This is a genomic window from Arsukibacterium ikkense (assembly GCF_000987775.1).
In the GTDB taxonomy this organism is placed as follows: domain Bacteria; phylum Pseudomonadota; class Gammaproteobacteria; order Enterobacterales; family Alteromonadaceae; genus Alishewanella; species Alishewanella ikkense.
Genome location: NZ_LAHO01000004.1, coordinates 168,417 through 189,256 on the forward strand (window position 1 = coordinate 168,417; position 20,840 = coordinate 189,256).

Annotated in this window: 18 protein-coding genes; 8 read left to right on the forward strand and 10 right to left on the reverse strand. The window is 50.9% G+C overall.

The annotated features are described in order from the left end of the window. The first annotated feature begins 113 nt into the window (after positions 1-113). The 5 genes from typA (at position 114) to WG68_RS06245 (ending at position 5,076) form a co-directional block, all read left to right on the forward strand. On the forward strand, positions 114-1,952 hold the full coding sequence (gene typA / locus WG68_RS06225) for a translational GTPase TypA (protein WP_046556800.1): 1,839 nt from the start codon (positions 114-116) through the stop codon (positions 1,950-1,952). A 137-nt stretch (positions 1,953-2,089) separates the two neighbouring features. Then, a complete protein-coding gene (locus tag WG68_RS06230; protein WP_046556801.1) occupies positions 2,090-2,956 on the forward strand; it encodes a virulence factor BrkB family protein in 867 nt (288 codons plus the stop codon). Further along, the gene (gene dtd / locus WG68_RS06235; protein ID WP_046556802.1) at positions 2,953-3,390 is read left to right on the forward strand and encodes a D-aminoacyl-tRNA deacylase; all 438 of its coding nucleotides are present in this window, start codon (positions 2,953-2,955) and stop codon (positions 3,388-3,390) included. The genes WG68_RS06230 and dtd overlap by 4 nt, the downstream gene beginning before the upstream one ends. Before the next feature lie 30 nt (positions 3,391-3,420). After that, complete coding sequence (locus WG68_RS06240; protein ID WP_046556803.1) at positions 3,421-4,344, forward strand: bifunctional GNAT family N-acetyltransferase/hotdog fold thioesterase; 924 nt, start codon at positions 3,421-3,423, stop codon at positions 4,342-4,344. 111 nt (positions 4,345-4,455) lie between these two features. Beyond that, positions 4,456-5,076, forward strand: a complete 621-nt coding sequence (locus tag WG68_RS06245; protein ID WP_046556804.1) for a restriction endonuclease — start codon at positions 4,456-4,458, stop codon at positions 5,074-5,076. Positions 5,077-5,224: 148 nt separating this feature from the next. Here the strand turns inward: WG68_RS06245 and WG68_RS06250 are convergent, their stop codons facing one another. The 4 genes from WG68_RS06250 to hutC form a co-directional block, all read right to left on the reverse strand. Further along, a complete protein-coding gene (locus WG68_RS06250; protein ID WP_046556805.1) occupies positions 5,225-7,252 on the reverse strand; it encodes a methyl-accepting chemotaxis protein in 2,028 nt (675 codons plus the stop codon). Positions 7,253-7,431: 179 nt separating this feature from the next. Next, positions 7,432-8,967, reverse strand: a complete 1,536-nt coding sequence (gene hutH, locus WG68_RS06255) for a histidine ammonia-lyase (RefSeq protein WP_046556806.1) — start codon at positions 8,965-8,967, stop codon at positions 7,432-7,434. A 5-nt stretch (positions 8,968-8,972) separates the two neighbouring features. Beyond that, entirely contained in the window at positions 8,973-10,646 is a 1,674-nt protein-coding gene (gene hutU, locus WG68_RS06260; RefSeq protein ID WP_046556807.1) for a urocanate hydratase, read from the reverse strand. Beyond that, positions 10,646-11,374, reverse strand: a complete 729-nt coding sequence (gene hutC / locus WG68_RS06265; protein ID WP_046556808.1) for a histidine utilization repressor — start codon at positions 11,372-11,374, stop codon at positions 10,646-10,648. Before hutC ends, hutU begins: the two co-directional genes overlap by 1 nt. Positions 11,375-11,472: 98 nt before the next feature. On the opposite strand from hutC, the gene hutI reads away from it, so the two are divergent. Both hutI and WG68_RS06275 read left to right on the forward strand, forming a co-directional pair. Further along, on the forward strand, positions 11,473-12,696 hold the full coding sequence (gene hutI, locus WG68_RS06270) for an imidazolonepropionase (protein WP_046556809.1): 1,224 nt from the start codon (positions 11,473-11,475) through the stop codon (positions 12,694-12,696). A gap of 62 nt (positions 12,697-12,758) precedes the next feature. Then, entirely contained in the window at positions 12,759-14,324 is a 1,566-nt protein-coding gene (locus WG68_RS06275) for a putative bifunctional diguanylate cyclase/phosphodiesterase (protein ID WP_235357685.1), read from the forward strand. On the opposite strand, the gene WG68_RS06280 is transcribed toward WG68_RS06275, so the two are convergent. Together WG68_RS06280 and rraA are read right to left on the reverse strand one after the other, a co-directional pair. Next, on the reverse strand, positions 14,321-15,379 hold the full coding sequence (locus tag WG68_RS06280; protein WP_046556810.1) for a formimidoylglutamase: 1,059 nt from the start codon (positions 15,377-15,379) through the stop codon (positions 14,321-14,323). The two genes, WG68_RS06275 and WG68_RS06280, sit on opposite strands and share 4 nt — an antisense overlap. Before the next feature lie 18 nt (positions 15,380-15,397). After that, positions 15,398-15,883: a ribonuclease E activity regulator RraA gene (gene rraA / locus WG68_RS06285; protein ID WP_046556811.1), complete on the reverse strand. Its 486-nt coding sequence runs from the start codon at positions 15,881-15,883 to the stop codon at positions 15,398-15,400. Positions 15,884-16,047: 164 nt separating this feature from the next. Between rraA and WG68_RS06290 the strand changes: the two genes are divergently transcribed. Next, complete coding sequence (locus WG68_RS06290; RefSeq protein ID WP_046556812.1) at positions 16,048-18,063, forward strand: putative bifunctional diguanylate cyclase/phosphodiesterase; 2,016 nt, start codon at positions 16,048-16,050, stop codon at positions 18,061-18,063. Between the two features lie 15 nt (positions 18,064-18,078). Here WG68_RS06290 and WG68_RS06295 read toward each other — a convergent pair whose 3' ends face one another. Genes WG68_RS06295 through WG68_RS06310 form a run of 4 tightly spaced genes read right to left on the reverse strand, consistent with a single transcriptional unit; the run spans position 18,079 to position 20,829 of the window. Beyond that, positions 18,079-18,447, reverse strand: coding sequence for a gamma-butyrobetaine hydroxylase-like domain-containing protein (locus tag WG68_RS06295; RefSeq protein ID WP_200897551.1), 369 nt, complete (start codon positions 18,445-18,447; stop codon positions 18,079-18,081). Positions 18,448-18,450: 3 nt separating this feature from the next. After that, positions 18,451-19,785 (reverse strand): HslU--HslV peptidase ATPase subunit, encoded by a 1,335-nt coding sequence (gene hslU / locus WG68_RS06300; RefSeq protein WP_046556814.1) that lies wholly within the window; start codon positions 19,783-19,785, stop codon positions 18,451-18,453. Positions 19,786-19,796: 11 nt separating this feature from the next. Next, complete coding sequence (gene hslV, locus WG68_RS06305) at positions 19,797-20,315, reverse strand: ATP-dependent protease subunit HslV (protein WP_046556815.1); 519 nt, start codon at positions 20,313-20,315, stop codon at positions 19,797-19,799. Positions 20,316-20,373: 58 nt separating this feature from the next. Further along, a complete protein-coding gene (locus WG68_RS06310) occupies positions 20,374-20,829 on the reverse strand; it encodes an SPOR domain-containing protein (protein ID WP_235357686.1) in 456 nt (151 codons plus the stop codon). Positions 20,830-20,840 lie beyond the last annotated feature (11 nt).

The following is a 20,840-nucleotide window of genomic DNA, read 5'->3' on the forward strand; positions in this document are numbered from 1 at the left end:
CAACGCCTTTTTCTTTCTGTGAAAAAAAAGAGTAGAATATGCGCCCTTTACATTTTAAAAGCGTTTGCCTGGTGGTCATTACGGTCATCTAGTGCCACAGAGGATATTGATACATGAGCGTCACCGCCACCACTTTAGATAAGCTGCGTAATATTGCCATCATCGCCCACGTCGACCATGGTAAAACTACCCTGGTAGACAAACTGCTGCAACAGTCTGGTACCTTTGATGCCCGCGCCAAACTGCAAGAGCGGATGATGGACTCCAATGCCCAGGAGTCTGAACGCGGTATAACTATCCTGGCAAAAAATACCTCGGTACGCTGGAATGGCTACCATATCAATATTTTGGATACCCCTGGCCACGCCGACTTCGGTGGTGAAGTAGAGCGGGTATTGTCAATGGCTGACTCGGTTCTGCTGTTAGTCGATGCAGTTGATGGCCCCATGCCGCAAACCCGTTTTGTGACTCAAAAAGCGTTCTCGCACGGTTTAAAGCCAATCGTTGTTGTCAATAAAATTGACCGCCCGGGTGCGCGGCCAGATTGGGTTATCGACCAGGTATTTGACCTGTTCGACAATTTAGGCGCTACCGATGAGCAGCTCGATTTTCCTATCGTATACGCTTCAGCCATCAACGGTTGGGCGACGCTGGATCACACAGTCGTTAAGCCAGACATTACGGATTTATTTGAAGCCATTGTTAAGCATGTGGCACCGCCGGCAGTCGAGCTGAACGGCGAAACCCAGTTACAGGTATCGCAACTGGATTACTCCAGCTATTTAGGCATTATTGGTATTGGCCGGATTAAGCGCGGTACGCTAAAGTCAAACCAGCAAGTGACTATCGTGGGTGCCGATGGCACTAAGCGCAATGGTAAAGTAGGCCAGGTATTTGGTTACTTAGGCCTGGAGCGGGTAGAAACCCCGGAAGCACAAGCGGGCGATATTGTTGCCTTTACCGGCCTTGGCGAGCTGAAAATTTCAGATACCATTTGTAGCACGACTAAAGTGGAATCGTTACCGCCACTGCAGGTTGATGAGCCTACTGTTACCATGACGTTCCAGGTCAACACCTCGCCGTTCGCTGGTAAAGAAGGTAAGTTTGTTACCTCTCGCCAGATTTTAGAGCGGTTAAGCCACGAGCTGAAACACAACGTGGCGCTGCGGGTTGAAGAAACCGAAGACGGCGACAAATTTAAAGTGTCTGGGCGCGGTGAATTGCACTTAGGCGTGTTAATTGAAAATATGCGCCGCGAAGGCTTCGAATTAGCGGTATCGCGTCCTGAAGTTATTATGAAGCTGGTAGATGGCGTGAAAATGGAACCGATGGAAAACGTCACCATCGACTGTGAAGAGCAAAACCAGGGCGCCATTATGGAGCGGATGGGCGAGCGTAAAGCGGATTTAACCAATATGCAGCCAGACGGTAAAGGCCGGATCCGAATGGATTTCAATATGCCAAGCCGGGGTTTAATTGGTTTCCGTACTGAGTTTATGACCATTACCTCTGGTACTGGCCTGATGTACCATAGCTTTGACCATTACGGCCCGCACAAAGGCGGTAACATTGGTCAGCGTATGAACGGCGTAATGATTTCTAACGCCGTGGGTAAAGCGGCTGGTTATGCTATTTTCTCACTGCAGGAACGCGGTAAGATGTTTATCGGCCATGCCGAAGAAGTGTATGAAGGTCAGGTTATCGGTATTCATAGCCGTAGCAACGACTTAACGGTTAACTGCTTAAAAGGTAAGCAATTAACTAACGTACGTGCCTCAGGTACCGACGAAGCCATTAACCTGGTACCACCAGTCCGTTACACCCTGGAACAGGCGCTGGAATTTATTGATGACGATGAACTGGTAGAGGTAACGCCTAAATCTATCCGTATTCGTAAGCGCCACTTAACTGAGAACGACCGTAAGCGCGCCAGCCGTGGCCCTGCTGCGTAAGCGTTTTCTGTAGTAAAACAAAGCCAGCATATTGCTGGCTTTGTTGTTTCTGGTTGTGCTACCAATCCTGATATACACTAGTTTGCCTCTGGTTTTTCTAGTATTCTTGCGCTTATCAGAGTTATAACGGAGCTGCAATGGACAAGCCTCATCTGGTGCGCTATCTGCATCGGAGCAAAGATTTTGTTATCGGATATATTCAGCGCTGTAAGCAGGATCAGATCTCTATAGTGGCAGGTTATCTGGCGTATATTTCGCTGTTGTCACTGGTACCGCTCATTGCCGTGATGTTTTCGATGCTGGGCATGTTTCCGATGTTTGTGGCGCTGCGATCCCGCTTGGAAGAACTGATATTTGCTAACGTAATCCCGACCCGGGGCGAAGAAATACAAAGCTATGTTAATGAATTTATCAGTAATACTGGTGGGATGACGGCGATAGGTATTCTGGCGCTTATTTTTGTGGCGCTGCTGCTTATTCATAATATTGATAAAACCTTAAATAAAATCTGGCGGGTGAAACAGCGGCCGCGGCCGATTATTTCGTTTTCAATTTACTGGATGATCTTAACTCTGGGCCCGGTGCTTATTGGTACCTCTATAGCGGTCACCTCTTATCTGGCGACGATCAGCCGCTATGCAGAAGGTTATACGCCGGGTATTTCCAGCGTTGTGCTGTGGCTGACACCTTATCTGATGTCGCTGCTGGCGTTCTTTATTCTTTACCTGGTTGTGCCTAATCTGAAAGTTAAGGTGCGTCATGCACTTTGGGGTGCGTTACTGGCCACTATTTTGTTTGAGTTTTTTAAACGTGGTTTTGCGCTCTATGTCACAGAATTTCCATCTTATCAGGCAATATATGGTGCCCTGGCACTGGTGCCTATTTTATTTGTCTGGGTGTATTTATCCTGGCTGGTGGTGCTGCTGGGCGCCGAGCTTACTGCCTTGCTGCAGCAGCGGGCTGAACTGGAAGAAGCCGAAGCATCAGGAGAGTCGCAAGCGTGAAAGCACTGATTCAGCGGGTAAGCCAGGCCTCAGTATCTGTTGCCGGCGAGCAAATCAGTGCTATTGGTCCTGGCATGCTGGTATTGCTGGCAGTAGAGGCGACTGATACGCCGGCATCGCTAAGCAAGCTGGTGCATAAAGTGGCGCACTATCGTCTGTTCGGTGACAGTAACAGCAAAATGAATTTAAATGTGCAACAAATAGCAGGGGCTGTATTAGTTGTGTCGCAATTTACCCTGGCTGCAGATACCCAAAACGGCTTAAGGCCCAGTTTTACCCCAGCCGCCGATCCGGCTATGGCTGAGCAATATTATCTGCAATTCAATCAGCAATTAGCCGGGCTTGGCATTATGGTGCAACGCGGTCGTTTTGGCGCGGATATGCAGGTCAGCCTCACCAACGATGGCCCGGTAACCTTTTTGCTGACCAGCTAATCTTCCTTTGTTATTAATATTGAGAGCGTTATGGCCATACCTTCTGACTGGCAGTTAACTCGTCCGCTCACACCTGAGCACTGGCAAGCCTATTATCAGCTGCGCTGGCAAGTGCTGCGTGCGCCCTGGCAACAACCCAAGGGCTCAGAGCAGGATGAGCTGGAGCCGCAGGCCTGGCATTTAATGCTGACAGACGGCGGTGGCGCCGTGCAGGCGGTTGGCAGGCTGCATCAGCTTGCAGATAAAACAGGTCAGATCCGCTATATGGCTGTCGCTGAAAGCGCCCGCGGTAAAGGCGCAGGTGCCCGGATATTGCGCGAGCTTGAGCTGCAAGCCATATGCCTTGGTTTGCAGGTGCTGTACCTGAATGCCCGCCAGGATGCGGTTGGTTTTTATCAGAAGCAGGGTTACCAGCTGGCAGGTAACGCTGAACCGATGTTTGGTATTGCCCATCGGCGAATGGCAAAGCAGTTATGTCTGGCGGGTAGCCCGACAGATTTTCAGCGCTGGCAGCAACAGCTGGCGGATACCTGGCGGCAAACTATTCCGCTTAGTCAATATATGCAGATCCACATCAGTGGCTTTGATGGCTATCAGTTAAGTTGCAGCGCACCGTTGGCGCCAAATATCAATCTGCACCACACCATGTTTGCAGGCAGCATCTACACCCTGGCCACTTTAACCGGCTGGGGCATGTTGTATTTACAGTTACAAGCATTGGGGTTGCAGGGGGCTCAGGTATTGGCCAGGGCTGACATTCGCTATTTGCGACCTGTTGCCAGTGCGCCAGAGGCACGTTGTCAGCTGTTGCAGTGTACCGGAGACCTGGCTGCGCTGGCGCTAGGCAAAAAAGTGCGGCAGCGGATCAGCGTAGGTATCTATTGCCAGCAGCAAAGGTGTGCTGAATTTACCGGTGATTATGTGATATTGCCTGAGCTTTCGCCTGAAAATTAAACACTGCTCAGTCGCTGACAATATTTATAAGGCATTTATCAAAACTTGGTAAAGCAGCTTAATTAACTCAGGCCGATAATACAGCCTCAACAGCGTGAGCTTGAGGTGGTTATGAAAAGTAAATGGCTTTGGGTGTCGTCTATCAGTACGGTGCTTGGAATAGTGGCCGGCGGCGTGTACCTTTTTTTTGCTGAGCATTCGTTATTATTGAGTGATAATAGCCTGACGTTATCTGCGTTCTGGTCAACCTTCATGTTATGGGCTTTTGTGCTGATGTTTTTGGCGGCATTGATCTGTAACGTTTTCGCTTTTGTTGAGTTGGATGATGAGCACCGTCTGGCCGGTTTTCATCAGCGTTTTCGTTCGGCTCTGGCATGGAGTGAGCGACAACAGCGCTTTTTACTGGAAGCGCAGCGTTTACTGAGTCGTAAAGGTCAACTTATTGTGAGCGATAAAGTGGCAGCAGATTATCAGTTATTGAAAGCGCAGCGAGACACTCTGGTGTTAGTGCAGCAAACGGATGTGCCGGTAGATATTACTCAGGTCCGGGCCATGTTTCAGCAAATGCTGGCAGCTGATATAACAGATGGTATGGTGGTTAGCAGTGCAGGCTTTTCTAATCAAGCCTGGATTTTCGCCCAGGAAGCGAATATCAGTTTACTGGACGTGAAAAGTTTAAGAAAACAGCAAAAACACACAAAAATTCAGCATGTACCAATAATTCAGAGCTGATATCAAAGTTTCATCAGGATTTTTGTTGTTAAATTAGCGATATTCAGTGGCGAAAGGAATCAAAATAATAAACATGGACTGCTTCACTTCCTGCATAGCTGGCTTCGGCCAGCTTTTTTATTGGCGCCGGTTAAACCTTAAGATGCGCTTAGTTTATTTTAAACCGGGTGGCAGCCGACTGCAGTTGCGCTGCTAAACGTGCCACATCATCACTGTGTACCAGGGTGCGCTCTGCTTTACTGGTGCTGTTGTTGGCCAGATGCACCATTTGCTGCATATTGTCGCTAATGGCGCTGCCTAATGCTAACTGGCTGGTGCTGGCGTCGCTTACCGCCGAACTTATTTGCCGGGTTTGTGCTATTGCCTCATTTACCGCTTCCAGTGCACTAGCGAGTTGTTGGGTGGTCGCCACACATTGCTCAGCATCGGTTTTACCTGTCAGCACCGACGCCACCGCTTGCTGGCTTTGTTGCTGTAAACTGGTAATCATTTGCCGGATTTCGTTGGTAGCCTGTTGTGTGCGCCCGGCCAGCGAACGTACTTCATCTGCAACGACCGCAAAACCGCGCCCCTGTTCGCCGGCCCTGGCTGCCTCGATAGCGGCATTCAGTGCCAGTAAGTTGGTTTGTTCAGCAATGGCGCTAATGGTAGTAAGAATGCCGCCTATATTGGTTGACTGATCATTCACTTTATTCATCACATCACTGGTACTGCTTAACTGACTGGCCAGTCCGGTGATCAGTTGACTATTTTTGGCAGCGATTTGTTTAATATGCTGGCTTTGCTCTAATGCCTGGCGCATGGCTTCACCCGCCTGGCGGGCTTGATCGGCAACGGTTTGCGTATTATTGGCTAATTCCCCGGTAATGCTGTCAACCCGGCTGATTTGTTGCTGTTGTTGTTGTAATGACTGACTAATTTCCTGTACTTCAGCACTGGACTGGCTGGCATTGCTGTTTAACTCGGTGGCATTTTGCTGAATGTTAGTGATCAGGCTACGTAATGCCGCAATTAAACTGTTGACCTTGGCAGACAGCGCACCGAACTCATCCTGTTGTACTATGGTAAGCTGGCGTGTTAAATCACCTTTGGCAATGTCACCCAGCATATGGTTGATACTGGCCAGCGGTTTAAGCATGGCAGTAATTGTAAAATAAGCGGCTACCACAGCCAATACCACTAATACCAGCATCATAACCAGCGTGCGGTTGCTGCCGGAGCTAAGGGCGTTGGACACCTGCTGCTGTAACTTAGTGAAGCGCTGATCGGCCAAATTCACTACCTGATCCAAGGCCTGCACGGCTTGCTCGACTTGCTGCTCAGAGCTGTTAAGCTGGCGACGGGCAACCTGTTGCTGTTGCAGTTGCTGTTGTTTCAGGCTGACCAGGTTCTCCTCGCCCTGCAGCTGACTGCTAAGTGCATTGAACAGTTGCTGAAATTGCGGCCAAAGATCATCTGTGTCGATCTGGCTGATTTGTCTATCAAGAAAATCAATATTGACCTGAATATCACTCAGGGTAAAACCGATGTTTTGCTGGTTTCGTTGCAACACCTCTAAATCGGTATAAGCTGCCACTTCACGTACTGTGTTAAGCAGCCCCAGCAACTGACCGTCAATCCGTCCGGCATTACCACTTATTTGCTCCATCATGGCATCGGTTACCGATAACTCAGCATCGGCCAGATCTAACAGGCTGGCACCGGCTTCATCAATTGAGGTTTCCAGTTTGCTTAGCTCCGCCAGCACGGCTGCAGCGGCGCTGTTACTTTGAATACGGGCACTAAACATGCTGTCAACCGCGCCGCTGTACTGATTAAAATGGCCCAGCGCAATCTGCAATGGCTGTTGCAGGGCAGGATCCTGGCTGGTTAACTGGTTAAAGTCGCTGATTAACGCGCTAAAGTTACTGCGGCTGGCGGCGAATTGCTGCTGATAATTGTTGATGTCGGTTTGTTGTTCAGCGGTAAAACCCAGCGCAGAAAGTTTGGCCAGTTTCAGCAGCTGAATTTGTGCCAGATTACTTTGTTGCTGCGCCGGCACGGCCAGCTGGTTAACGTCATTGCTGTAGCGGGTAACAGTGTTAAAGCTAAAAAGCGCTAAGATGCTGGCAAACAGCAACAAAGTAGCAATAAAACCAAAGCCTAAAATGACTTTATGAGCAACCTTTAACGTCATAACTTCCGCCAGTTAATGCTTGTATGCCAAAGTATAGTGGCAATATCAGCAGTTGGTGCAAAAATCACAAGGTAGCAAACAAAACTGCACTGGTCTAGCCAGAAATAACAAGCTAGTGCACTAATGGGTCGCATCCGCACCAATATGGTGCGGATGCGGCTAGCTATAATGCTGGGTACTTAAAAGCTGGTGAGTAATCTGGAGGGAAGCAATGGATTAAGCGCAGCGGCGCGGATTAAACAGGCGCTTTTCTCAATATCCGGGCCGAAATAGCGATCCTGCTGGTAAAAGCTTACTTCGCTACGCAGCAGTGCTTTGGCACTTTCCAGCGCAGGAGTTGATTTGAGTGGAGCCCGGAAATCCAGACCCTGAGCTGCTGCTAAGTATTCTACAGCCAGCACGCCGGTGGTATTTTCACTCATATCCGCCAGCCGTCTTGCCGCAAAGGTTGCCATTGATACATGATCTTCCTGATTAGCTGAAGTGGGTAAGCTGTCAACCGAGGCTGGATGAGCCAGGCTTTTGTTTTCTGATGCTAACGCCGCTGCGGTAACCTGAGCAATCATAAAACCGCTGTTGACGCCACCATTAGGTACCAGAAACGCCGGCAATTTACTTAAACTGGCGTCTATCAACAGTGCCATGCGTCGCTCTGACAAGGCGCCAATTTCAGCAATGGCTAGTGCCAGATTATCGGCTGCCATCGCGACGGGCTCCGCATGAAAATTGCCGCCTGATAAAATGTCGCCTTCTTCGGCAAACACCAGCGGGTTGTCTGTCACGCCATTAGCTTCTACCGCAAGTACTTCTGCAGCCTGGCGTATTTGGGTCAGGCAAGCGCCCATTACCTGAGGCTGGCAGCGTAAGCTGTAGGGGTCCTGCACTTTATCGCAATCTTTATGTGACGCACCCAGTTCCGATTCTTCAGCCAGTAGATGGCGGTAGATGGTGGCCGCATCAATCTGGCCACGCTGGCCACGGGCGGCATGAATTCTGGCATCGAAAGGAGCACGGCTACCCAGTGCCGCTTCCACGCTCATGGCGCCAATAACGCAGCCAGCGGCAAATAAATTCTCAGCCCGAAACAGGCCTTCCAATGCCAGAGCCGTTGACGCCTGAGTGCCGTTTAACAGCGCCAGTCCTTCTTTGGCTGCCAGCGTCAGTGGGGTCATACCTGCCAGAGTAAGGCCCTCTGGGGCGTCATATACCTGCCCGCGGAAACTGACTTCACCTTCGCCGATCAGTGGCAGCACCATATGAGCCAGTGGTGCTAAATCACCCGAGGCGCCGACTGAACCTTTAATCGGAATGCAAGGGTAAACTTCAGCATTTACCAGGTTTATCAGCGCCTCAATAACCGATAAACGGATCCCGGAAAAGCCCCGGCTCAGCGCGTTAATTTTCAGAACCAGCATTAACCTTACTGTGCTGTCGTCCATAAAGTTGCCAAAGCCGGCAGCGTGGGATAGTACGATAGAGCGTTGCAGTAACTCCAGTTCTTCGTTTTTAATCCGGGTATTGGCCAGCAAACCAAAGCCAGTGTTTATGCCATACACCACTTTATTTTGTTTAATAACATCAGCAACGCATGCAGCCGATTTCTCAATGGCGGCTAGCGCCGAGGGGTCGAGCGTCAGGTGCACCGGACCTTGCTGCACTTGCCGCAGCTGCGCCAGGGTTAACTGACCGGGTATTACATTTAATTGCATTGCCATAATATCTACTCCGTTACCATTGGCAGGTCTAAGCCTTGTTCTGTTGCGCAGTTTACTGCGATGTCGTAGCCGGCATCGGCATGACGCATTACCCCGGTGCCCGGGTCGTTCCACAGCACCCGGCCCAATCGCGCCGCGGCTTGTTCTGTGCCGTCGGCCACAATCACTACACCACTGTGCTGGCTGTAACCCATACCCACACCGCCGCCGTGATGCAAGGATACCCAGGTGGCGCCGCCAGCTGTGTTAAGCAGGGCATTCAACAGTGGCCAGTCTGATACGGCATCTGAGCCATCGAGCATAGCTTCGGTTTCACGGTTGGGGCTGGCAACGGAGCCGGAATCCAGATGGTCACGGCCAATCACCAGCGGGGCGCTGAGTTCGCCATTTTTCACCATCTCGTTAAAAGCCAGGGCAATGCGGGCACGGTCTTTTAAGCCAATCCAGCAGATACGGGCGGGCAACCCCTGAAACTGAATGCGCTCGCGCGCCATATCCAGCCAGTTGTGCAGATGGGGGTTATCCGGGATCAGCTCTTTTACTTTGGCATCGGTTTTATAAATATCTTCTGCATCGCCCGATAAGGCGACCCAGCGAAATGGCCCTATGCCTTCGCAGAACAGTGGCCGGATATAAGCCGGCACAAAGCCAGGAAAATCAAAAGCATTGGTCACGCCCTCGTCTTTGGCCATCTGCCGGATATTGTTGCCATAATCCGTTGCTACCGCACCGCGTTGTTGCATGATCAGGATGGCTTGCACCTGCACCGCCATTGATTTTTTGGCCGCTTTCACCACGCCTGCTTCGTCAGTTTTTCGTGCTGCTGCGGCTTGTGCCATGCTCCAACCCTGAGGCAGATAGCCGTTTAATGGGTCATGCGCTGACGTTTGGTCGGTCACCACATCTGGCGTAATACCTCGCTCTACCAGTTCAGCAAACACATCAGCGGCGTTCGCCAACAGGCCGATGGAAGTCGGTTTACCAGCCGCTTTTGCTTGCTTCAGCATGGTTAAGGCTTCATCCAGCGAGTGCGCCTTTTTATCCAGATAGCGGGTTTTTAAGCGGAAATCTATCCGGCTTTCATCTACCTCACAAGCCAGCATATGGAAACCCGCCATGGTCGCTGCCAGTGGTTGCGCGCCGCCCATGCCGCCTAAGCCGCCGGTAAGTACCCATTTATTTGCCGCCACACCGGCAAAGTGTTGTTTGGCAATGGCAACAAAGGTTTCATAGGTACCTTGCACTATGCCCTGGGTACCAATATAGATCCAGGAGCCCGCTGTCATCTGGCCGTACATCATCAGGCCTTTGCGATCCAATTCGTTAAAGTGTTGCCAGTTGGCCCAGGCCGGTACCAGGTTTGAATTGGCAATCAGCACCCGAGGCGCATCGGGGTGGGTAGGGAATACCCCCACCGGTTTACCGCTTTGTACTAACAGGGTTTGGTTATCTTCCAGCCGGTTTAACACGTCTACTATTTTATCAAAGCATTGCCAGTTACGAGCCGCACGGCCAATACCGCCGTATACCACCAGTGCTTGTGGGTGCTCGGCCACCTCGGGATCGAGGTTGTTCATCAACATCCGCTTGGCCGCTTCAGTCTGCCAGCTTTTGGTGCTGATGGTGGTGCCGCGATCGGCGCGAATAACCCGGCTGTTATCAATACGTGAGTCTGTCATCAGATGGTCTCTCTGCTGGTAGGTAAAGAAAAATTCAGATGGCCGCCCAAACGGTAGCGACTACCCGGTGAAGTTAAATAGGCCAGGCTGACTGCACCATCCCGGCTAAAGGTGCGGCGGGTCAGGCGCAGGCAGGGCTCTGCTTTTTTCAGCATTAAATGTTTGCAGGTAAAATCGTCCGGCCAAATCGCCTCTACCGTATGCTCGGCCTCGGTTAGTGGCGCTATCAGGCTTAAGTATTGATGCGGAGTATGTTGGCTGAAATCCTGCACAATGTAGTCTGGCACCTGCACTGGGCTGACATAACGTGCTTCAAGTTGCAGCGGCAGACCGTTTTCCAGGTGCACAATTAATGAGAAAAACACCGGCTCGTTCCGGTTTAAACCCAGCGCCCTGGCGATAATAGTCGGGCAGGGTAGTTCAGTCAGTTGTAGCAAGTGAGCACTATAGGCGTGCCCTCTGGCTTGAACTTCATCAGCAATATTGCGAATTTCTAACAGTGAGGACTGTGACTTTAATGCTGCCACAAAACTACCGACCCCCTGGGTACGATATAAAATGCCTTGTTCGGTTAATTCCTGCAGGGCGCGGCGAGCTGTCATTCGGCTGACGCTGAATTGTTCGGCCAGTTCATTTTCGGACGGCACTCTGCTGTGCTCTGGCCAGGCAGCAATTTCAATCTGGCTCAGCATAAATTCTTTTATTTCGGCAAACTTGGCGACTGCCATAACACCTCCGCAATTGACTATTAAAAAATACTGTAATTTGGTTGTATATACAAGCTGGTGGTGTAAAATTATTTAGCACAGTCAATCAGGAGAACCCCATGCCGCAATTTGATGCCATCTGGATTAACGCCAATATCGCTAGCATGACCGACAACGGCCAGCCCTATGGCTTGATAGAAAACGGGGTGTTGGCGGTTAAAGACGGTGTGATTGCCTTTGTCGGCGCGCGCAGTGAGTTGCCGGCATTCGATGCGTTGAGCACGCCGTTGTATGATGTGCAGGGGCAGTGGATTTTGCCCGGTTTCATTGATTGCCATACGCACCTGGTGTACGCCGGAAACCGGGCTAATGAGTTTGAGATGCGCTTAAAGGGCGCTAGCTATCAGGAGATTGCTGCGGCAGGAGGGGGCATTAAAGCTACCGTGGCCGCTACGCGCGCCGCCAGCCATGAAGAACTGTTTGTACTGGCCAAAGACCGGCTTAACAGCCTGCTGGCACAAGGCGTTACCACAGTGGAGATAAAATCCGGCTATGGCCTGGATCTTAGCTCTGAGCAAAAAATTCTTGAGGTGGCCGCTGAGCTGAATGCGCATCACCCTGTTTCGGTGCAGAACACTTTTTTAGGTGCGCATGCACTGCCGCCGGAGTATGCCGGCGATGCCGATGGCTATATAGCGGCAGTGTGCCGGATGTTGCCTCAACTGCACGCACTTAATCTGGTTGACGCTGTAGATGTGTTCTGTGAAGGCATCGGTTTTAACCTGGAACAAACCCGTTCTGTATTTAATGCTGCTAAGGCACTCGGCTTGCCGGTAAAAGCCCATGCCGAGCAGTTGTCTAATTTGGGTGGTAGTGCTCTGGTTGCCGAATTTGGTGGCTTGTCGGCCGATCATATTGAGTTTCTTGATGAAGCTGGTGTTACTGCCATGGCCAAAGCTGGCACCGTGGCAGTGTTGCTGCCGGGGGCATTTTATTTTTTACGCGAAACCCAGTTGCCGCCAATTGCATTGCTGCGCCAGTACGGTATACCTATGGCATTAGCCACTGATCTGAATCCCGGTACCTCGCCGCTGTGCTCCATACCACTGATGCTGAATATGGCCTGCACCCTGTTCAGGCTAACGCCGGAAGAGGCGTTAGCCGGGGTAACCCGCCATGGTGCAGCGGCGCTGGGCCTGGCTGACAGGGGGGTATTGGCAGTGGGTTTGCGCGCTGATTTTGGCTGTTATCAGCTGTCCCAGCCTGCAGAGCTGTGTTATCAGTTTGGCGTTAATAAGCTTAAGCAATTGATTATTAATGGTAAACAGGTAAGGTTGCCTTAGCGGTAGCTTTACAAGTGGCAAATTTGCGGTAAGCTGTTGGCAACCAATAACGGGCAGCAAAAATGTGTGGTAATGCCATGGTCGTCGCAATACAGCGTATGTTAGTTCTGGGGGGGGCATTACTGGGCGCAGCCAGCGCAAGTTGGCCAGTTGTCGCCGCGCCTGCGCAGCCCGCGCTGCCGGTAGCCGGGCTGCTATTGTTACTATTTTTGCTGTTGTTGCTGGCTCTAGCTTATGCTCTGAAGCTTAAGTTTGATTTAAAACGGGCGCTACAACCTAAACCCGATATGCAGGGTTTTTACTCATTGCATGATGATATTAGTGGCTTTCCAAATAAATATGCGTTGCAGCGACAGCTCGACCTGATCCTCAAAAGTGCACCTGAACAACAGTTTGCGTTGATTTTACTAAAAATTGAGCAATTTGAGCAGATAAACCAGCTACTGGGCCACAGCAATAGTAATTTAATTCTGGCGCAAATAGCCCAGAGAATTAACGACCAGCTCGCCAGTGAAAGTAAAATACTCACCTTTGAATATCGACAGCAACAACCGGTGCGGGTTTGTCATCTGGGAAGTGTCGACTTTGCCATCTGGCTGGATATTGGCCATCAGCCGGCCCGGGCCGAATTTCTGGCAAAACAGCTGCAACAATCGGTACCCCAACCGATGCTGGTGCATGGCTGTGCCATCGATTATAAACTGGGGGTAGGCATCGCATTATATCCGGATCACAGTACTGAGCTGAACGAACTGCTGGAGCGTGCTTATCTGGCGCTACAGCATTATCAGTGGCAGCGCGGAGCCAGCTCGCTGTTTAGTCAGGACATGATTAACTACACCACCGAGAAACTGGCACTAATGGCAGAATTGCGTCAGGCCATTGATGATCAGCAATTAGTGTTGTTTGTGCAGCCGCAAATGAATATGAAAAGCCGGCAGGTACTGGCGGCGGAAGTACTTATTCGCTGGCGCCACCCCAAAAAAGGCTTGCTGGCACCAGAGGCTTTTTTAGCACTGGCCGAGGAGATGGGGGTGATTTACCCGCTAAGCCAATGGGTGCTGGAACAAGCAATTCAAACGATTGCCAGTTTAACCGAGCAACAGTTAGTCAGCCGCATTGCGGTGAATATTTCCAGTAAAGAACTGCTGCACGATGAGTTGGTAGATGCGCTGGAAGTCTTGTTTGACAAGTATCAGGTTAACCCGCAGTTGCTGATGCTGGAAGTCAGTGAAAGAGCGCTGTTAGCTGATCCGCCCCGGGCGATGGCAATGATGCAACGCTTGCACCGGTTAGGGGTTGAGCTGGCGTTGGACGATTTTGGTACCGGCTTTTCGTCACTGGCATTTTTACGAAAGCTACCGGTGCAATATGTGAAAGTTGATTGCAGTTTTATCAGCGAGCTGCATAAAACCGAAGCCCATATGGCGATTACCGGTGCCATTATTGATATGGCGCGTAACCTTGGGCTGGGTGTTATTGCCGAAGGGGTAGAAGGGGCGGAGGTTGAAGACAAACTGCTGCGGATGGGGTGTCAGCGAGGTCAGGGATTTTGGTATTCACAACCTTTTGAACTGAGCGGGTTTCCTGCCTGGTTACGCCAGTGGCAGCACCGTCATCCCGGCTAAATCGCAGGGGGTTGTTCTGCCTTTCCCTGCATAAAAGCCAATACTAAGGTAGCAAGCACCTGCCCGCATTGGTTTAAGCCCGCAGCCAGGCCGGCCGGATGGCATGCCGGAGCCGCTTCAGCCAGGTGCAGATAGCGCGCGCGTGGTAACCGCGCCAGCTGAAACACATACTGGCTGGCCTGTTCGACACTGAGCCCGGTATAATTAAGGGCACTGGCCGGCATGGTATCAATGCTGTCGGTATCCAGTTCAATGGCAATCGGCGCCACCCCCTGGCAACAACGTTCAATCAGCTGATCCAACGCCTGCTGATAGCTGAGCTGCTGGCTTATTGCCAAATGCTGGTAGCTGATATATTCGCCTGTGGCTTGCTGCAATAGCGCCAGGCTGGCCACGGAGTTTTTATGTAAGTCCAACCCTAACACCGTGTATTGACCCAGATAGCCAGCCGCGCTGGCATAACTGAAACCATTACCACTGTGCCGGCCTTCAAGTGGCCGAAAATCAGCATGCGGGTCTAAATTGGCGCAATTAACCGGCTGCTGGCTCACTGCTGCCAGAGCCTGCAATAAGGGGTAAGCATTATTGTGGCCGCCGCCGATCACAATAGGGTATAGCCCCGCTGAAAATATCGGCACTAGTTGGTTGCTGACCCGTTGGTCAAGTTCCGCACAAAGCTGGCGCAAACTGGCCAGCTGCTGCGGATGCTGGTTGCTCAGGCTTGCAGCCTGTTGCTGCAGATCGGCGCAATCAATTTCACCTAATAATAAAATTTGCTCGCTGGCCAGGGTATCGCTGTGCTGCAGGTTTAAAAACCGCTGTAAAAATGCCTGCCAACCCAGCTCAGCGCCCGGGTTGCCTAAATTAGCCAGCGGGCCAATGCATTCGGCAATACCCAGTAACACAAACTGGCCGCCGGCCGCTTTGTGGGCAGCCAGGAGTTCGGGGTAGGGTAAGTCGGGGTCGGGTAATTTCACCAGCTGGCCCAGCCGGCTTTCGCCGCTGCGCCTGGTGTAATAAGGTTGTATGTCGTGCTCGGTATAGCGTTGCAGCATAGTGTTTAACTAAATCAGTTACTCAATATCTAAGGCATCCGGCGACATAATAATGCCGGTACTGTCAGCATATAAATGATCACCGGGTAAAAAGGTGACTCCGGCAAAGTTAACCGGCACTTCGGTTTCACCAAAGCCATTGTCATCGGCGCCAATAGGAATGGCATTAACGGCCTGAATACCAATTTCAAAGTCTTCCAGTGCGTCTAAATCACGGACACTGCCATAACAGACGATACCTTCCCAGCCATTGCTGGCAGCAAGACTGGCCAATTCTGCATCGATTAACGCACGGCGGGCCGAGCCACCACCGTCAATCAGCAGTACCTTGCCAATACCATCATCGGCCAGCACCTGGCGTACCAGACCATTGTCTTCGAAGCACTTAATGGTACGAATTTGGCCGCCGAATGAACGTCTGCCACCATAATTAGCAAAGATAGGTTCGACCACATCAACCTGATCTGCATAAAGATCGCAAAGTTCTGAGGTATTGTATTCCATGTAAGACTCCATAGGCAGGGTATGCTAATGCACAGTATAGCGCTATGCCCTGCAAGCTCAAGCGATTAATGTTAGATGCAGCAGCTTAACAACGCTAACAAAGTATTGCTGCTAAAGCATTTTGTTTGTTAAGGTGTATTTGACCAGCTAACAGAGAGCGCCAAGTGCCAGCAGAACTCTTCGCCAGAATTGCCCTGTATTTAACCCAAGCCGGGTTGGCGATACTTATCGCACTACTTTTTTGGTATTACCTGCGGGTATATCAGCAGAAATATTTAAAATTCTGGTTGCTGGCCTTTATATCCTTTGCCTGCTATCCCATCGCACTATTGTTGCACTATGCCACCCCGCTGGGTCAGAGCGGGCTAAAATTCTTGTTAGCATTCACTGCACATTTTGCCTGCTACAGCTTTGCTGTACTGATGTTACTGGGTAATCTGCAACAGGGCTCTGTGCAGAATAGCCGCTGGCTTGGCTGGCCGGTTAGCCGATATTTAGTCATCTTTTTTGTGCTGGCAGCAGCCGGCGTTGCTTTACCGGAATGGTTGCCCGGGTTGCAAAGCTGGCATAACTTTTTACAGGTTGAGTTACGTTTTATTGTCTGTGGCCTGCTATTGTTTATGGCCGGGCTCTGGTTGTGGCAGAGCAGCCCCCATGGCCTGGGGCCGCGACTTGCCACATTAATACTGATGCTATGGGGCGCGCTCTACCTGCTTCACGCCGTGACGGTAATGCTGCAAGTTAATCTCTTCTTATCGATTCATGGTACCTTCGTGTATAAAAGTGTTGAGCTCGGGCTATTGGTAACCCTGGGCTTTTCACTGGTCATTTGGCTGCAGGAAAATGAGCGCAGTACCAACCTTAAACTGACAGAAAAAACCCGTTATCTGGATCAGCATGACCAGCTGACCGGCGCACTAAATCGTGATGCGTTGCTAAGCAAGCTGCAGCAGCAGATTAATACTGAACAAGGTACACAATTGCAACTGGTGATGCTGGGCCTGGATAAATTTAAAAACGTTAACGAGTCGGTTGGCTTAAAACAAGGTGATCGCATTTTGCGCGAAGTGATCCGCCGCTTTGAGCAAAGTATTGTTAAGCCGGTGCTGATTGCCCGTACCGGAGGCGATATTTTTGCGCTGGTGCTGGCCGATGTAGTCAGTGACAAACAGCTGCAATATACCTTGCAGCATGTGCAGCAGCTGATTGAAAAGCCGTTTTTACTGGAAAGTGGCCCGGTCAAGCTGACGACAAGTATGGGGTTGTCGCACTACCCGGCGAATGCCAGCAGTGCCGAGCAGTTACTGCAGCAGGCGAATATCGCGTTTCATCAGGCGAAGCGCCTGCAGGCCAGTTGGCTGAGTTACCAGGCGGGTATGGAAGAAGAAACGGCCCGCTTGCTTGCCTGGGAGAGCGAGTTGTTGCAGGCGATCAGCGACAATCAATTTGTGTTGTACTATCAACCACAGCTAAGTTTGCGCAGCAACTTGCTGGAAGGCTTTGAAGTGCTGGTGCGCTGGCAACATCCTGAGCGTGGGCTGCTGATGCCAGGCCAGTTTTTACCCATGGTAGAGCAACTAGGCCTGAGCCAGGTCCTGGATTTAGTGATTTTGCGCAATGCTATTGCCAGTATTCAGCGCTGGCAGCAGCAAGGGGTACATATTCCGCTGGCCATTAATATGTCGCCTATTCATTTTGAGCAGGAAGGGCTGAAACAAGAGCTGAAAAATTTGCTGCAACAGTACAGCGTATCACCGGAAATGGTAGAGCTGGAGGTTACTGAAAATACCGCAATGCAGGATATGGAAAAGGGCTCTAACTTTGCGCTTGAGCTACAGCAAATGGGTATTAAGGTGTCGATTGATGATTTTGGTACCGGCTATTCGTCCCTGGCGTATTTACGCAAAATGCCGATTGAGAAAATTAAAATTGATCGCAGTTTTGTGATGGATATGACCTCAAATGATTCCGATATGATGATTGTCAAAACCATGATAAAGCTGGCCCAGGGGCTGGGCAAGCGCATTCTGGCCGAAGGGGTGGAAACTATCGATCAACTTAACCTGCTGCGCAGTTTATCGTGCGATGCAGTGCAGGGGTATTATATTGCCAAGCCGTTGCCAGAAAATGAGGCGCTGGCGTTTATCCGCGCCTACCCGGGACAAATATTTAAAGCCTAACTGTTAATGTAACGCTTACAGCCTGATGCGGGTGCTGATCAGGCTGTCGCGACTGGCATTGGCTGCTTTCAGGCGGGCCAGGTACTGCTGCCACAAGTCGTGCTGGTTTGCGGCCAGCTGGCATAAGTAACTAAAATGATACAAGCCGGTATCGTGGCCATCGTCAAAGCTTAATTTCACACCGTAGTGACCAACAGCGCTGATACGTTGAATAGCAACCTGGCGTTTATTGGCAACCAGCGTTGGTTTACCATGGCCGCGTACCTCCGCTGACGGCGAATGCACCCGTAAAAACTCAGCGGACAACACTTGCACTGTGCCGTCGCTGAATTTCAGGTCCAGCAGCCGTCGCTGCTGGTGGTAGTGCAGGGTAAGCAGGGTCATCATTTATAGAATAAAGCGGCTTAAATCTTCATCCTGCACCAGTGCGCCTAAATGTTGCTCAACGTAATCAGCGGTAATTTCAATATGCTGACCGGCATGGTCGGCCGCATCATAGGATATTTCTTCCAGTAAGCGCTCCATTACGGTGTATAAGCGACGGGCACCGATGTTTTCGGTGGTTTCATTAACCCGAAAGGCCGCGGCGGCTATGCGTTTAATGCCTTCGCTGTTAAAGCTGATATGCACTCCTTCGGTAGCCAGCATTGCAATAGATTGCTCAGTCAATGAGGCCTTGGGTTCGGTTAGGATCCGCTCAAAATCGGCGGCGGTCAGGGCTTCTAATTCGACCCGGATTGGTAGCCGGCCTTGTAGCTCAGGCACCAAATCAGACGGTTTACTCATTTGAAACGCACCTGAGGCAATAAACAGTATATGGTCGGTTTTAACCATGCCGTGCTTGGTATTGACGGTACAACCTTCAATCAGTGGCAGCAAATCGCGCTGCACGCCTTCACGTGACACATCCGGCCCACTGGTTTCGCCGCGTTTACAAATTTTATCTATTTCGTCCAGAAACACGATACCGTTTTGCTCAACGGCTTCCAGTGCTTCGGCTTTTAACTCTTCCGGGTTAACCAGCCTGGCAGCCTCTTCGTCAATCAGCTGCTTTAACGCGTCTTTAATTTTCAGTTTACGCTTTTTCTTTTTTTCGTTGCCCAGGCTCTGGAACATACTTTGCAACTGAGAGGTCATTTCTTCCATGCCCGGTGGCGCCATGATCTCTACCCCGATTGGCGTTTGCGCCAGCTCCAACTCAATTTCTTTATCATCAAGCTGGCCTTCACGCAATTTTTTGCGGAAAATCTGCCGGGTGTTGCTTTCGCTGGTTGTTGGCGTATCGCCCTCGCTCCAGTTATCCCGCCCTTTGGGCAGCAACGCATCCAGAATCCGTTCTTCGGCTGCTTCTTCTGCCCGGAAGCGATTTTTGGCGATGGCTTGCTCGCGCAGCATTTTTACCGCACTGTCGGTTAAATCGCGGATAATGCTTTCCACTTCTTTGCCAACATAGCCTACTTCAGTAAATTTAGTGGCTTCAACTTTAATAAAGGGCGCGTTAGCCAGTTTGGCCAGCCGGCGGGCAATTTCAGTTTTACCTACCCCGGTTGGCCCTATCATCAGGATATTTTTCGGGGTCACTTCGGCGCGCAGACCAACTTCCAGCTGCATCCGACGCCAGCGATTCCGCAAGGCTATCGCCACCGCACGCTTCGCTTTATTCTGGCCAATGATGTGCCTGTCCAGCTCGTGGACAATTTCTCTGGGTGTCATATCAGACATAATAAACCTGCTTAAAGTTGTTCAATGGTGTGCTGCTGATTGGTGTAAACACAAATATCGCCAGCAATAGTTAAGCTTTTTTCAACGATGTCGTGGGCACTGAGTTCAGTATTTTGCAGTAAGGCGGTGGCTGCTGCCTGGGCAAACGGGCCGCCGCTGCCAATGGCGATTAAATCCTGCTCCGGTTGAATCACATCACCATTGCCGGTAATAATCAGTGAGCAGTTGGCGTCAGCGACAGCCAGTATTGCTTCGAGTTTACGCAGCATCCGATCGGTGCGCCAGTCTTTTGCCAGCTCTACTGCCGCACGCATCAGATGGCCCTGATGCAGTTCCAGTTTGGCTTCAAAGCGTTCAAATAAGGTAAAGGCGTCGGCAGTACCGCCAGCGAAGCCAGCCAGTACTTTGTTGTTGTAAAGCCTGCGTACTTTACGGGCATTACCTTTCATTACGGTATTGCCCAGTGATACCTGACCATCGCCGCCAATAGCAACGTGGCCATTGCGGCGAACAGAAACGATAGTTGTCATGAATTTTGCCTTATGGCGAATAAACCTAAGGCTTAAGTGTGGCTGGACTGCTCGCTTTTCAAGTCCAGTTCCAGATCTGACAGCCATTGATGTTCTGTTGTTGCAGCCGGTTACGATCAGCCGTGGCCTGGCGCCGCGAGTCATAAGGACCTAAAACCACCCTGAACCAGACGCCATTGCTACCCTCGGTGCGTCGCACGGTAGAAGTGAAACCGGCAAAAGCAATTTGAGCGCGCATGGCTTCGGCTTGCTCAGCCTGGCGAAACGAGCCACATTGCATCTGAAACGGGCCTTGTGGCTGGCGTGGGGTACTATCCACTTCCACCTGTATCTCGCGGTTTTCCAGCTCTTTAATGTACTGATAAGGCTCGGCCACAGGCTTAGCCGGCAAGTCATCGACGGTGGGTTTAGTGCGGGTTATTGCTGGCGCCGTTTTTTCCGGGCTGACAGGTTGTTGCTTCAAATACCATAAAAACCAGCCAAAACTAGCCAGCAGCAAGGCAGTAATAATCATCAGCAGCCATG